The organism is Lysinibacillus telephonicus, assembly GCF_003966145.1.
GTDB lineage: Bacteria > Bacillota > Bacilli > Bacillales_A > Planococcaceae > Ureibacillus > Ureibacillus telephonicus.
This window is the reverse complement of record NZ_RXNR01000019.1, coordinates 1-13,595: the sequence shown is the minus strand read 5'-3', so window position 1 is coordinate 13,595 and position 13,595 is coordinate 1. Positions and strand designations below refer to the sequence as shown.

The window sequence follows — 13,595 nt, the reverse complement described above, 5'->3', positions numbered from 1 at the left end:
AATTGGAAAAAGGAAGCATTAAAATAGAAGGATTAGAAAATGAGGAAGATGTTAATAAAGTCCTTCAAGCACTAGAATCGGTATGGGGAGTTCGCGAAGCAGAAGTAAGTTTGGCAAACAAAACAGCTACCTTTACTTATGATGACAAGGCTGCCTCCCATGTAGACTTTCTTCAGGCTGTTAAAGATATAGGATTTAACGTGATGAATTAGCATATGTCGGAAAGATTATGTTAGGGAGGAGGAGCATGATGAAGGTATGTGAAGTTTGTGGTTATGAAGAAACAGAGGAACTTGAGGGGAATGAACAGAATAAAACAAGAATACTTCATATATGCGAAAACTGTAGAACTGATCGTGATATTCCATATTTTGAACATGAGGAATTACAGTAACCAGCGATAAAAGTAATATAAAGGTGCTTGTAGTTGGATTACAACAAATTGGCTTAACTTCCGTTCTTACTTATATGTGGTGAAATGGATTAATAAAGAAGTTAGAGCCCGCCATAAAATAGAACTTGTATTATACATTCTATTTTATGGCAGGCTTTTTGTTTTTTTAAAAGGAGAGTTTAAAATGGGAAGAAAGCATAAGTAATGAAGTACAACAGTAATACTTTTTAAGAAATATAAACTCACCGATTACATTATTCTTGTTTTACTCGGACTGTCAGCAGCATTAAAAAAGAAATAATGACGATTGAAATGACCCACATCCATGCCATATTCATATTACCAGAATCAATAGCTATATAAATTGCTGTAGGAATCGTTTGTGTTTCTCCAGGAATGTTGCCAGCAAACATTAGGGTGGCACCAAATTCACCTAATGCTCGTGCAAAACTTAAAATACTTCCAGAAATAAGAGCCTTTGAAGCTAGAGGGACCGAAATAAACAAGAAAACCTTCCACTCACTCGCTCCATCTAACCTAGCTGCTTCTTCAATCTCAAGATCGATACCTTGAAAGCCTGATTTTGCAGACTGATACATAAGCGGAAATGCTACAACAATTGATGCAATAACAGCAGCCCACCAAGTGAAAATGATAGGTTGATTAAAAAGCCATTCAATAGCCTGTCCAGCTATACTATTCCTTCCAAAGATGACAATAAGGATAAATCCAACAACTGTAGGAGGGAGAACCATTGGAAGCATAAGAATTGTTTCTAAAATGGCTTTTCCCCTAAAAGATTTTCTAGCAAAAATTCGGCCAATCAATGTTCCAAGCAAGATAACGACAATACCTGATATAGTCGCTATCTTGATCGACAACCAAATTGGGCTCAAAAATTCTTGCATAAAATCTTTATTTAATAGTAAATCCATATTCCTCAAACACCTTTAACGCTTCGTCGCTTTGTAAATACTCATAAAATTCCTTTGCTGCTTCATAATGTTTAGAATCGTGAATGATTCCGACAGGATAAATAATAGGTGTATGGGTTGCAGGGTCTGCAGATGCAACAATTTCTACTTTATTTGAAACCAATGCATCTGTTTTGTACACAATTCCAGCTTCAACATTACCGGTTTCAACATAGGATAATACTTGCCGAACATCCTTTGCATACACTACTTTTGACTCAATATCTTCCCATATATCCTTATTTTCGAGAAATTCCTTGGCGTATTTTCCCGCAGGCACTGTTTCAGGGGTTCCAATTGAAATTTTATCTGTTTCTGTAACAAGATCTTCGAATCCTTTAATGGACTGATTCTCTTTTGGAACAACTAGTACGAGTTCATTTCCAAGAAGATCAATTCCATCTTCTTTTGCTATCGTTCCCTCATCAACGAGTAAATCAAACTTATCTTCTGCAGCTGAGAAAAATAGATCAACCGGCGCTCCTTGAGAAATTTGTTGCTGCAATGAACCAGAACCCCCAAAGTTGAATTGCAACGTAATTTCAGGATGTTCCTCTTCGTATGTATGTTGAATAACATCCATTGCATCTTTTAAACTAGCTGCTGCTGAAATAGTTAATTTCTCATTTTCCTTACTTTCAGACGCTGTTTGTGTTTTATTGTCTGAAGATTGATCTATACTCTCGTTATTAGAACATGCTACCGTAAACAAAAGTAAAAATAAAAAAATGCTGACGAATTTAAAGCGATTTTGCATTTTTTAGCCCCTATCATCCTTAAGTGGATATTATTTATAATTAATTATAACTATTTATATCTTATTATAATTAACTATAAAAATAAATAAGTGAAAAAAATAAAGGGTGAGTTTTGGAAAAAACAACAACTACAACAACATCGTTCATACTTTCTCCATCCATTTAGAATAAGGCATTGTACGGAATCTTCTAAGCCCGCTACAAGATGTAAAAGGGGAGATTTTAGCAGACTTAAAGCCCAACTAAAACAAAAAATCTTTATCTTTAATTTGCTTTGATAATTGTGTTGATTTTAAAAAAATAAATAAGCACAATTAAAATATACATATTGCTGGATAGTATCATTCATAACTATTTATATCTTATTATAATATAATTGGTAGGGATCTAATGAAAAAACAATCTTCCATATTCAATATTCAATTAATAATCTACTAGGAGAGATCGAATGAATAATAACCCATCATATACTATAGAAGAGGTTTCTAAATTACTAAAGATATCTAAATTAACAGTTTATGATTTAATCAAAAAAGAGGATCTAGTCGCTTATAAAGTGGGCAGGCAAATGAGGGTGGACCAACAAGAGCTTGAAAGATATAAATTGAAAAATAGAACTGGGATTGTTCAAGAAGAAAGCGATTCCTCGTGGGAATATAAGGAGTATAATAAAAACCAAGTAGTGATTAGTGGTCAGGACATTGTGTTAGATATTTTAAGCAAATATATTGAAAAACATACATCTCTTATTCCTTTAAGATCATACAATGGCAGCTTGAACAGTCTTATTTCGATGTATAATGGTGAATGTGATGTTGTGAGTGTCCATTTGTATGATGGCGACACAGGTGAATATAATCTCCCCTATGTTAAACGTGTATTAGTGAACCATCCTTTTATACTTATTAATTTAGTTAGTAGAACAGCAGGGATTTATGTAAAAGAAGGAAATCCTCTAAACATAAAAGGGTGGAAGGATTTAGCTCAATCTAAGGTTACAATTGTTAATCGTGAAAAAGGTTCAGGAGCAAGGGTTTTACTAGACGAGCAACTTAGAATAAATGGCATCACTGCAGATTCACTAAAAGGGTATAACAAGGAATTAGCAAGTCACTTTTCCGTAGCTTCAGCTGTGGCGAGTGGACAAGCTGATGCAGGTGTAGGGATTGAAAATGTCGCTAAAATGGTTAATGTCGATTTTATACCAATGATCAAGGAGCAATATGATTTAGTTATTTTAAAGACAAAGGAAAACCAAGAATTGCACAAAGTAATTATAGAATCTATAAATTCTAATGAGTTTCGTTCTGAACTAGAACAATTAAATGGATATGATCTAAGTTTTACTGGAAAAGTGATCTATAAATCATTTTAAGTAAAATTCAATAGTAATATATAATGATTAAAGCCAAATTTCTTACTTACATTAGCATGAAATTTGGTATTTTTATTGAAAATATCTAAGACGTTGAAAACCATATGTTCCTAATAGTACTCCTAAATACTTTATATATAAGTTATATTATTCTAACTAAAATTGAAAATATTCCACTTAAAGCAGAAATATGAAGAAAAATATAGAATTATTGTGTAGTTTTGTTGTATGATCAATTGGGGGAGGGGACTACAATGAATCAAACGAGAATAAGTCCTGCTGTTTTGCGTTTGCTTGTTATTTTTCCAAATGTGTTAAGCTATATATTGCTCATTGGGATAATCATTTTTATTGCTACGAATTATGAAGGTTTAAAAGCAGCAAATGCCTTAAATCTTTGGCTAATAATTGCTGCAGTTCTTGGTCCAATGGCTTTTTATACAACCTATTCCATTGTTAAAAGAATACGAGCAGGAGTTTTATAAAAATATTTCTGCCTAAAACATGGGATGTAAAACGAATTGATGCACTGAATGGCTTAAACTAGAGGCTTCCCAAAACTTTATACTAATTCAAATATAAAAACGCGTGTGCATATCTCTACAATGCACACGCGTTTTAACGCGAAAAAAAGAGAAAAGTGTAAGAAAAAGAAACATAAAATAGGAAAAATTACTCTTTTCGACAACGTAAAATAGTAAAAAATGACATTTCCTAGGAAATATTTTGTTTTAAAAAGAATATTTCAACAAATTCTTACCATCCGCGTTTGTAGGAATCGTTTGGAGCTTCAATTGCTGCATCTAATTGCTGGGCTGCTCGATATGGGAAATAAGGGTCTCGTAGTAATTCACGAGCGATAAAGATTAAATCCGCTTTATTTTGTTGTAATATTTGCTCTGCTTCTTCACCAGAAGTAATGAGGCCAACAGCACCTGTTGCTACCTCTGCACCGTGTTTAATTGTTTCTGAAAATGGTACTTGATAAAGAGGGAAAGACTCGACTGGCACAGGGACATTCCCGCCTGAACTAACGTCGATTAAATCAACCTCCTGCGATTTCATCCAACGAGCAAATTGAATAAAATCTTCAGGGGTTAAACCACCTTCAGCATATTCATTTGCTGTAATTCGGACAAATAATGGACCTTGCCATTTAGCACGAATAGCATCAAGAATTTCCCGAAGAAAACGGTAGCGGTTTTCAGGTGCACCACCATATTCATCTGTCCGCTTGTTTGTAAGAGGTGATAAGAATTCGTTAATTAGGTAACCGTGAGCAGCGTGAATTTCAATGACATCAAACCCAGCTTTTGATACACGAACTGCAGCATTCGCAAATGCTTCCACAACTTTCGAAATATCCTCTTTTGTCATTTCAATAGGTGTCTTATACGTATCATTAAATGCAATTGCTGAAGGTGCATAAATGTCGCCATTAACTGTTGATTTTCTTCCAGCATGTGAAATTTGAATACCTGCTTTTGCACCATAAGCTTTTATATTGCTCACTATCTTTGATAAGCCTTCAATGTGTTCGTCGCTCCAAATTCCAAGATCGTTTTCACTAATACGTCCTTCTGGAATAACTCCTGTAGATTCCAAAATAATAAGTCCTACTTGACCAACAGCTCTTGAAGTGTAATGTGTTATATGGAAATCTGTTACGAATCCATCATTTTTAGCTTGGTACATACACATTGGTGACATAACAATACGATTTTTTAGTTCTACATTACGTATTGAGTATGGTTCAAAAAGTTTTGCCATGACAGTCTACTCCTTCGAATTTCTTATTTTGAAGTAAATTATTACTGTTTGCCAAAATTCACGGCATCGTTATTCACCTTTAGCTAGTTCTCTGGATCTTGCTTCTGCACTTTTAATACAAGCAAAAACGGCTTCATTAAAGCGGTTATTTTCTAGTGCAAGTATACCAGCTTCAGTAGTTCCACCTGGACTCGTTACTTTTTTACGTAGTGCAGTAGGCTCCTCTTTTACAGATTGAAGCATTGCAGCTGAACCTGCAATTGTTTGGACCATCAGTTTTCGAACTGTTTCCTTGGTCAAGCCAAATTCAGTCCCGACTGATTCCCAAGCCTCCAGCAAATAATATAGATAAGCAGGACCGCTGCCGGAAAGGGCAGTGACAGCATGTAATTTATCTTCTTCTACTTCTATAACAATGCCAATTGCTTCTAGCATTTGCAAGTAAAGTGTTTTTTCGATATCCGTTACTTGAGAATTAAATGCGATGCCGCTTGCTGACATACCGATAGTTGCAGAAGTATTTGGCATTACACGTGCAATTGGCCTGTTTCCCAAACCATTTTCAATTGTATCGATGGCAATTCCTGCAGCAACAGATAAAATTGCTGCATCGGGAGAAATATAAGGCCGAATTGTTTCCATTGCTTCTTTTACATCCTTTGGCTTCATAGCAAGTATAATTAAGTCCATGTTAAAAATGTCTTCTATCATTTCTAAAATGTTTACTTTGTATTGAGATTTTAGAAATTGAAGTCTATCAGCATTAGAACGATTTGTTACGTATAAATGGTCAGCTGGTATTACTTCCTGCTGTATCCATCCTTGAATTAAAGCCTCTGCCATTGAACCAGCACCAACAAATAAAATTTTCTGCATGTAAAATCGCCTCCGTTTAAATGATGTTATGTAATAAGTTGAACATTATCTAAGGACGAATAAAAAAGCGCCTTCCATCCTTACTTTATAAGGACGAAAAGCGCTTGTTCGTTTCCGCGGTACCACCTTAGTTTGCCATTAATTTAGCACAACTCTAGTTCTCATTATCGCTGAGATGACGGTCATGTTTTCATGACTGCTCCGAAGTAGGTTCAATGAATAAATTGGGCTATGCTACTCGCACCAAGGTGTAGCACTCTCTTTAACCATATATCCATTTACTTGGCTTCATCAACGCATATTTACAATTTCGAATTATCAAAATTATATGCACACTTTTAAAATATGTCAACTTTGCTACGTGACGAATTACAAAAAAAGCGATAAAATGAGTGAATAGCTATTCATTATCGGAGAATAAGTTTTTTTCATAGTTTGAGGGGGATTTTTAGTGAATATACATAAAATTGTTTTACCAACACCATATCCAATAGGGGACGTAAATGCTTTTTTAGTAAAAGGCGATACATTGACTCTTTTCGATGCTGGTCCTAAAACACAGGAAGCCTACGAAGCATTAAAATGGGGTATTAATGAAGCTGGTTATAATATGAAAGATATCGAGCAGGTTGTTCTAACACATCATCATCCAGACCACGCAGGGTGGGTAGATGCATTCCCAAATGCTGATATTCTTGGACATGAATATGTTGATCACTGGATGCGTAAAACTGAAGAGTTTATTACATACCGAAATAATTTTTATCATAAGCAACTGAAGTTGCAAGCAGTTCCAGAAAAGTATATTGAAAAAATTGTACAAGTACGTGGAGAAATGGAGTTGTTTGGTACGACGCCATTAACAGCATTTATTAATGATGGAGATGAAGTGCCAGGACATCCTGGACTAAAAGCTGTTTATACTCCAGGTCATGCACAAAGCCATTTAATATTTTTAGATCAATCTACAAATGAAGCAATCGGTGGGGATTTATTACTAGAGAATGTGGCGTCCAACCCTCTAGTAGAGCCTCCAGTCGATTTATCTGAAACTCGTCCAAAATCACTAATCCAATATCAGGATTCTTTAAAGATTTTACATGATTTACATGTTTCTAAAATATATACTGGTCATGGAAATGAAATTGAAGACATTGATCGATTAATAACAATTCGTCTAGAAAAGGATAGGCTTCGAGCTCTGCAAGTATTAGAAATTTTAAACAAGCCAAAGTCAGTGCTTGAGGTAACAATGGAATTATATGCCTCAGTATATCAAAAGCAGCTAGGTTTAACACTATCAAAAACATTAGGGCAGCTAGACTGCTTAGAAAGAGATGGATTTGTAACCCATGAGATTGTGGATGGTATAAATATTTATTCACGTATATAAACAAATTCCCCGAGCAAAGGAAAGGTAAGCCTTTGCTTGGGGGTAATTTTTAGTGATAGAAATGATTAAGGTTTTTGTGTCACTTTTCGTTTAGTTTGCGTTCGCTAATGCTTCTAAAGACATTGCTGGTCCGAAGAATTCGAAGTGAATGTTATCACCTGGTACTCCTAAATCTCTTGCAATTGAGATAACTGTTTCCATAAATGGTGCAGGACCACAGATATAAACCTCTGTGTTTTCCTTTATATAAGGCGCTAAATCTTCTTTTGTGATGTATCCTTCAGTATCGGAATATTTAACAAAGTATGAACCATTTAATTGTTCAAGTTTCTTTTGAATCTGTTCTTTAAATGCAACCGCTTTCTCGTTGCGTGCAGCTTGAACAAATGCAACTTGTCGGCCAAACTCCATCGTTTGAAGCATCGTGTTTAAAGGTGTTACACCAATCCCTCCGCTCACAAATAGAACAGGGTTGCTGTTTTCCTCAAGAGTAAATAAACCTGCAGGTGCACTTACATCAATTAAATCACCCTCATTTACATCTGTGTGAAGGTAGTTTGATACAACACCATTTGGGTCACAGTCAATTTCACGTTTAACTGAAATCCGGAATTCATTATTATTTGATGGTTGTGATAATGTGTAGTGACGGTTAGAAGTATATTCGTCTCCAGTTACCGTTACACGCACTGTAATATATTGACCAGGATTGAACTCTGGCAATTTCGATCCATCTTCAGGTACTAAGTAGAAAGAAGTAACTAAGTCGTTTTCTTTAACTTTTCTCGCTACCTTGAAAGGTTTAAATAATCTCCAGCCACCGTCTTTTTCAGCTTCTTTATATAGATCCTCTTCCACTGAAATAAATACATCTGCTATTACACCATAAGCTTCTGCCCATGCGTTAATGATATCATCAGTAGCAGCATCTCCTAATACTTCTTTTATTGCACCTAGTAAATTTTCTCCAACGATTGGGTAATGTTCAGGTAAAATACCAAGACCACGGTGTTTATGAGCAATTTGCATTACTGCAGGCACAATAGCTTGTAGATTGTCAATGTGTGCTGCTGCTGCATATACAGTATTAGCTAAAGCAGTTTGTTGACGGCCACGAGCTTGGTTAGCGCGGTTAAAATAATTTAGAAGTTCTGGGTGTTTTTCAAACATGTTTTTGTAAAAAGTTTTTGTAATTGTAACGCCATGTTGCTCTAATACAGGAACTGTTGATTTAATAATGTCGATTGTTTTTTGTGATAACATATTGTTCACGTCCTTTCAAAAGTCACTATACTCCCGGTTAATAATAAAAGCAATATTTGAAATATATGTTTAACAAATCAGACACAAATGCAGTATTTAAAATACTTCTTTTTTAATACTTGAATTTTGAAAAATTCGAATCAGATTGTAAAAATCATGCAAAAAAAATGGTATAATTATTTATGAAAGTGTGGTGTATGATATTGCGTTTAACTTTATATACAGATTATTCATTGCGTGTATTATTGTATCTTGGTGTTAAAGGTAAAGACCGTTTATCGACTATACAAGAAATTGCAGATAATTATCATATATCGAAGAATCATTTAATGAAGGTCACATATGATTTAGGTCAACTAGGATTAATCGAAACAATTCGAGGACGTGGAGGTGGAATTCGTCTAAATGTGAATCCTGAAGATATTAATATTGGACAGGTTGTTCGACATACAGAAGAAGATTTCCATCTAGTTGAATGTTTTGATGAAGCGAACAATATGTGTAAAATTTCACCTGTTTGTCAGTTGAAATTTGCATTAAATGAGGCTTTGACCGCATATTTACAAGTGTTAGATCGATATACATTGGCTGATTTCCTTTTATCAAAAGATGAAATGTATAAACTTCTAGGTATCGATTAAGATTAGGGTATAGAATTTATCTATACTCTTTTTTAAATTACCCACTTATATTTTGGAAGTGTGAAGGAGAATATACATAGCAATGAATAAAAAAAATATTTTTATAACAGGAGCAACGAGTGGTATAGGACGGATAATTACAGAAAAATGTATAAAGCAAGGATTTGCAGTCTATGCTACTGGACGTAATGAGACCGCACTTGCTCAACTTTCAAGCCTAGGTGTACATGTTTTTAAAGCCGATATAACAAATGTAGAGGAAATTGATAAACTATGTAATCAACTTCCTTCTATTAATATCGCCATTTTAAATGCAGGGGTAGGGGTGTTTCAAAACGCTTTTGATTTAGCAGATGGCGAAATTGATGAAATGATTGATGTAAATGTAAAAGCACCAATTTATTTAGCAAGCCGGCTCTCAAAAAATATGATCGAACAAAATTTTGGCCATATTATTTTTATAGGATCTCAAGCGGGGAAAGTTGCAACGAAGAAAGCAAGTGTATATGCTGCCTCGAAACATGCAATTACTGGTTTTGCCAATGGCTTACGTATGGAATTAAAACCTTATAATATCAAGGTGTCAGTAGTATATCCGGGTCCTATTGATACACCATTTTTACAAAAAGCCGATTCAACCGATAATTATAGAAACTCTATTGAAAAATTCTTATTAAAACCGGAAAAAGTAGCAGATGAAGTTATTAAGTTGATGAATAGGCCTGTTCGAGAGGTAAATTTGCCCCGAGTAATGGCAATTACAAGCAAGCTTTATGCAATTGCACCAAAGTTCGTTGAACAGATTGGAAGAGGTTTTTTTAATAAAAAATAAATAGACGTCGTTTACTAGGCAGTTAAAATTTATAAACTGCAAGTCATTTATTTGAATAGTTTCTTTACAGTTTTCCGCAAAGGGGAAGTACTTAAATAATCTTTTAAGGCTTCCCCTTTTTACTTATTTTAAAAGTCTAAAATTTTATAAAAATACACTTGTATTTATTTTTATTCCATGTTACTATTCGTGTATAAAGTTTTAATGTTATGTATAAAAATACATACCGGAGTATCGGAGGCGGATTTTCAATGGCAAATAAAAAAGTAGTTTTAGCTTATTCAGGTGGTCTAGATACATCTGTTGCAATTCCTTGGTTAAAAGAGCAAGGTTGGGATGTTATCGCTGTTTGCTTAGACGTTGGTGAAGGTAAAGACCTTGAATTCATTAAAAATAAAGCACTTCAAGTTGGTGCGATCGAATCATATATGGTAGATGCAAAAGACGAATTCGCTGAAGAATATGCACTTATTTCTCTACAGGCGCATACTTGGTACGAACAAAAATACCCGTTAGTATCAGCATTATCTCGTCCATTAATTTCTAAAAAATTAGTTGAAATTGCAAACCAAACTGGTGCAGATGCAGTAGCTCATGGTTGTACTGGAAAAGGGAACGACCAAGTTCGTTTCGAAGTTTCAATTAAAGCATTAAATCCTGACTTAGAAGTTTTAGCTCCTGTTCGCGAATGGGGATGGAGCCGTGATGAAGAAATAGAATATGCTCAAAAACATGGTGTACCTGTTCCTGCAACAATTGATTCTCCATTCTCTATCGATCAAAACCTTTGGGGGCGTGCAAATGAAGCAGGTGTAATGGAAGATCCATGGGTAGCACCACCAGAAGAAGCTTATGGTTTAACAGTATCAATTGAAAATGCGCCTGATACACCAGAATTCATTGAAATTGAATTTGTAGAAGGAAAACCAGTAGCATTAAACGGTCAGGAAATGAAACTTGCCGATTTGATTCAAGAACTAAATAAAGTTGCGGGAGCTCATGGTGTTGGTCGCATCGATCATGTTGAGAACCGTTTAGTTGGTATTAAATCTCGTGAAGTATATGAAATTCCAGGAGCAAAAGTCCTCTTAACTGCTCATAAGGAATTAGAAGATATTACGCTTGTAAAAGAGATGGCTCACTTCAAGCCTGTTATTGAGAAAAAACTTTCTGAAATCATCTATGATGGTCTTTGGTTTAATCCAATTCGTCCAGCATTAGAGGCATTCTTAAAAGAAACTCAAAAATATGTAAATGGTACAGTTCGTGTGAAATTATTTAAAGGTCATGCAATTGTTGAAGGGCGTAAATCGCCAAACTCTTTATATAGTGAAAAACTTGCTACGTATTCTAAAGCTGATCAATTCAACCACGCATCGGCAGTAGGCTTTATTGAATTATGGGGTCTACCTACAGTAGTAGCAGCAGAAGTAAATACAAAGAAACCCGCTACAGTAGAAAAATAATTCGAAGATATTACTAAGCTGAAATAATGATTGACTATAGCAGCTTAAAATAAGGTTAGGTGTGTAACATGACGAAATTATGGGGTGGACGTTTTCAAAAATCGGCTGAAAATTGGGTTGATGAATTTGGAGCATCCATTGGTTTTGACCAGCAGTTAGTATTGGAAGATATTGAAGGTAGTGTTGCACACGTAACAATGCTGGGCCATCAAGGAATATTGGATTCTAAGGATGTAGAACAAATTCTAGGCGGCTTGCATGAGTTAAAATCGAAAGCAGAGGCTGGAGAACTCGAGTTTAGTGTTGCAAACGAAGATATTCATTTAAATATAGAAAAAATGTTAACGGATCTAATCGGTCCAGTAGGAGGAAAGCTTCATACTGGACGCAGCCGCAACGATCAGGTTGCAACTGACATGCATTTATTCTTAAAAAAACGTGTAGTTGAAGTAGTTGGGTTAATTGAAACTTTCCAAAAAACAATTTTGGATAAAGCGGAGCAACATGTTGAAACAATTGCGCCAGGTTACACTCATCTGCAACGTGCTCAACCAATTAGTTTTGCACATCATTTAATGGCATACTTCTGGATGTTAGAACGCGACAAGGAACGTTTTAATGAATCAATGAAACGTATTGATATTTTACCATTAGGTGCTGGTGCAATGGCAGGTACAACTTTCCCAATCGACCGTGAAAAATCTGCTGAACTGCTTGGTTTTAGTAAAGTGTATGCAAATTCAATGGATGCTGTAAGTGATCGTGATTTTATCGTAGAATTTTTATCGAATTCATCATTATTAATGACACATTTATCACGATTTGCAGAAGAAATTATCATTTGGTCTACAGATGAATTTAAATTTATTGAATTAGATGATGCATTTTCTACTGGATCATCGATAATGCCTCAAAAGAAAAATCCTGATATGGCAGAACTAATTCGCGGCAAGACTGGTCGCGTTTATGGGAACCTAATAGGGTTGTTAACGGTTCTGAAGGGAACACCATTAACTTATAACAAAGATATGCAGGAAGATAAAGAAGGAATGTTCGATACAGTTCATACGATTATCGGTGCATTGAAAATCTTTGAGGGTATGATTCGTACAATGACTGTTAACACGGAAAGACTTCATTCAGCAGTTCATAGCGATTTTTCAAACGCAACTGAACTCGCAGACTATTTGGCAACAAAAGGTATGCCATTCCGTGAAGCGCATGAAGTTACAGGAAAGCTAGTCTTTACATGTATTCAAAAAGGAATCTATTTATTAGATTTACCGATTGAAGATATGAAAAAAGAAAGTAATCTGATTGAAGAAGATGTCTATGACGTATTGAAGCCTGAAGCTGCAGTTCGTCGCCGTCATTCTTTAGGGGGCACAGGCTTTGATCAAGTTCGTTTGCAACTTGAAAAGGCAAAAGCTTGTCTATAAGAAAGCGGGAGCGCCCTTAAAGGACTGGTGGGTACTGTATCCAGACATAATTGAAAATTTTTAAATTTACTTTAATTTTGCTATGCAAACCTTTAAGGATTTGTTATAGATGCAACTATTAATGCTGTACAGCGATACACAATAGTTAGCAGGCTTTTATCCACAAGCCAGAGGGTGACTGGTTAAAAGATCAACTTTATAAGGAACGATTCGCCTTATGCGTGTGTCGTAAACATATAAAGTTACATAAACCGTCTCGGGGTCGCGAGGCGGTTTTTTTGTTATTATTTTTGGGCTCTATAATATTTGTTGGGGTTTGAAAAAATTTCATAAATAAAAAAGCACGTAATCACCGATTTCTATATACTTGAATTGTCGAGAAACAAGCAATGAAAGGTGATACGTGCAAATGAA

At 35.2% G+C, this 13,595-nt stretch carries 14 protein-coding genes and 1 other annotated feature; of the genes, 9 read left to right on the top strand and 5 right to left on the bottom strand.

What is annotated here, in order from left to right; genetic code table 11:
- Window positions 1–2 precede the first annotated feature (2 nt).
- The gene (locus EKG35_RS08500) at window positions 3–212 is read left to right on the top strand and encodes a heavy-metal-associated domain-containing protein (protein WP_126294018.1); all 210 of its coding nucleotides are present in this window, start codon (window positions 3–5) and stop codon (window positions 210–212) included.
- Between the two features lie 38 nt (window positions 213–250).
- Window positions 251–394 carry a hypothetical protein gene (locus EKG35_RS20860; protein ID WP_185807687.1) on the top strand — a complete coding sequence of 48 codons (144 nt, stop codon included), beginning with the start codon at window positions 251–253 and terminating at the stop codon, window positions 392–394.
- Between the two features lie 254 nt (window positions 395–648).
- Here EKG35_RS20860 and modB read toward each other — a convergent pair whose 3' ends face one another.
- Both modB and modA read right to left on the bottom strand, forming a co-directional pair.
- Window positions 649–1,329 carry a molybdate ABC transporter permease subunit gene (gene modB / locus EKG35_RS08495; protein ID WP_126294017.1) on the bottom strand — a complete coding sequence of 227 codons (681 nt, stop codon included), beginning with the start codon at window positions 1,327–1,329 and terminating at the stop codon, window positions 649–651.
- Complete coding sequence (gene modA, locus EKG35_RS08490) at window positions 1,310–2,125, bottom strand: molybdate ABC transporter substrate-binding protein (RefSeq protein ID WP_126294016.1); 816 nt, start codon at window positions 2,123–2,125, stop codon at window positions 1,310–1,312. The genes modB and modA overlap by 20 nt, the downstream gene beginning before the upstream one ends.
- A 449-nt stretch (window positions 2,126–2,574) precedes the next feature.
- Between modA and EKG35_RS08485 the strand changes: the two genes are divergently transcribed.
- Window positions 2,575–3,501 (top strand): helix-turn-helix transcriptional regulator, encoded by a 927-nt coding sequence (locus tag EKG35_RS08485; protein ID WP_126294015.1) that lies wholly within the window; start codon window positions 2,575–2,577, stop codon window positions 3,499–3,501.
- Window positions 3,502–3,755: 254 nt separating this feature from the next.
- Window positions 3,756–3,986, top strand: a complete 231-nt coding sequence (locus EKG35_RS08480; RefSeq protein WP_126294014.1) for an acyl-phosphate glycerol 3-phosphate acyltransferase — start codon at window positions 3,756–3,758, stop codon at window positions 3,984–3,986.
- A 271-nt stretch (window positions 3,987–4,257) separates the two neighbouring features.
- Here the strand turns inward: EKG35_RS08480 and namA are convergent, their stop codons facing one another.
- Window positions 4,258–5,271: an NADPH dehydrogenase NamA gene (gene namA, locus EKG35_RS08475; RefSeq protein WP_126294013.1), complete on the bottom strand. Its 1,014-nt coding sequence runs from the start codon at window positions 5,269–5,271 to the stop codon at window positions 4,258–4,260.
- A gap of 69 nt (window positions 5,272–5,340) precedes the next feature.
- On the bottom strand, window positions 5,341–6,147 hold the full coding sequence (gene proC, locus EKG35_RS08470) for a pyrroline-5-carboxylate reductase (protein WP_126294012.1): 807 nt from the start codon (window positions 6,145–6,147) through the stop codon (window positions 5,341–5,343).
- An 86-nt stretch (window positions 6,148–6,233) separates the two neighbouring features.
- Window positions 6,234–6,451, bottom strand: a binding site (T-box leader).
- A 147-nt stretch (window positions 6,452–6,598) separates the two neighbouring features.
- On the opposite strand from proC, the gene EKG35_RS08465 reads away from it, so the two are divergent.
- Complete coding sequence (locus tag EKG35_RS08465; protein WP_126294011.1) at window positions 6,599–7,540, top strand: MBL fold metallo-hydrolase; 942 nt, start codon at window positions 6,599–6,601, stop codon at window positions 7,538–7,540.
- Between the two features lie 90 nt (window positions 7,541–7,630).
- Here the strand turns inward: EKG35_RS08465 and hmpA are convergent, their stop codons facing one another.
- A complete protein-coding gene (gene hmpA, locus EKG35_RS08460; protein WP_126294010.1) occupies window positions 7,631–8,803 on the bottom strand; it encodes an NO-inducible flavohemoprotein in 1,173 nt (390 codons plus the stop codon).
- A 203-nt stretch (window positions 8,804–9,006) separates the two neighbouring features.
- On the opposite strand from hmpA, the gene EKG35_RS08455 reads away from it, so the two are divergent.
- From EKG35_RS08455 to argH, 4 genes are all read left to right on the top strand, one after another.
- Window positions 9,007–9,444, top strand: a complete 438-nt coding sequence (locus tag EKG35_RS08455) for an RrF2 family transcriptional regulator (RefSeq protein ID WP_126294074.1) — start codon at window positions 9,007–9,009, stop codon at window positions 9,442–9,444.
- Window positions 9,445–9,526: 82 nt separating this feature from the next.
- The gene (locus tag EKG35_RS08450) at window positions 9,527–10,276 is read left to right on the top strand and encodes an SDR family NAD(P)-dependent oxidoreductase (RefSeq protein WP_126294009.1); all 750 of its coding nucleotides are present in this window, start codon (window positions 9,527–9,529) and stop codon (window positions 10,274–10,276) included.
- A 251-nt stretch (window positions 10,277–10,527) separates the two neighbouring features.
- Entirely contained in the window at window positions 10,528–11,742 is a 1,215-nt protein-coding gene (locus EKG35_RS08445; protein ID WP_126294008.1) for an argininosuccinate synthase, read from the top strand.
- Window positions 11,743–11,810: 68 nt separating this feature from the next.
- On the top strand, window positions 11,811–13,181 hold the full coding sequence (argH, locus tag EKG35_RS08440; protein WP_126294007.1) for an argininosuccinate lyase: 1,371 nt from the start codon (window positions 11,811–11,813) through the stop codon (window positions 13,179–13,181).
- Window positions 13,182–13,595: the final 414 nt, after the last annotated feature.

What these genes read in the sequence shown, in the direction of transcription:
- EKG35_RS20860 (WP_185807687.1), top strand. Translation starts at nt 251, where the DNA reads ATGAAGGTATGTGAAGTTTGTGGTTATGAAGAAACAGAGGAACTTGAG.
- modB (WP_126294017.1), bottom strand. Translation starts at nt 1,329, where the DNA reads ATGGATTTACTATTAAATAAAGATTTTATGCAAGAATTTTTGAGCCCA.
- modA (WP_126294016.1), bottom strand. Translation starts at nt 2,125, where the DNA reads ATGCAAAATCGCTTTAAATTCGTCAGCATTTTTTTATTTTTACTTTTG.
- EKG35_RS08485 (WP_126294015.1), top strand. Translation starts at nt 2,575, where the DNA reads ATGAATAATAACCCATCATATACTATAGAAGAGGTTTCTAAATTACTA.
- EKG35_RS08480 (WP_126294014.1), top strand. Translation starts at nt 3,756, where the DNA reads ATGAATCAAACGAGAATAAGTCCTGCTGTTTTGCGTTTGCTTGTTATT.
- namA (WP_126294013.1), bottom strand. Translation starts at nt 5,271, where the DNA reads ATGGCAAAACTTTTTGAACCATACTCAATACGTAATGTAGAACTAAAA.
- proC (WP_126294012.1), bottom strand. Translation starts at nt 6,147, where the DNA reads ATGCAGAAAATTTTATTTGTTGGTGCTGGTTCAATGGCAGAGGCTTTA.
- hmpA (WP_126294010.1), bottom strand. Translation starts at nt 8,803, where the DNA reads ATGTTATCACAAAAAACAATCGACATTATTAAATCAACAGTTCCTGTA.
- EKG35_RS08450 (WP_126294009.1), top strand. Translation starts at nt 9,527, where the DNA reads ATGAATAAAAAAAATATTTTTATAACAGGAGCAACGAGTGGTATAGGA.
- EKG35_RS08445 (WP_126294008.1), top strand. Translation starts at nt 10,528, where the DNA reads ATGGCAAATAAAAAAGTAGTTTTAGCTTATTCAGGTGGTCTAGATACA.
- argH (WP_126294007.1), top strand. Translation starts at nt 11,811, where the DNA reads ATGACGAAATTATGGGGTGGACGTTTTCAAAAATCGGCTGAAAATTGG.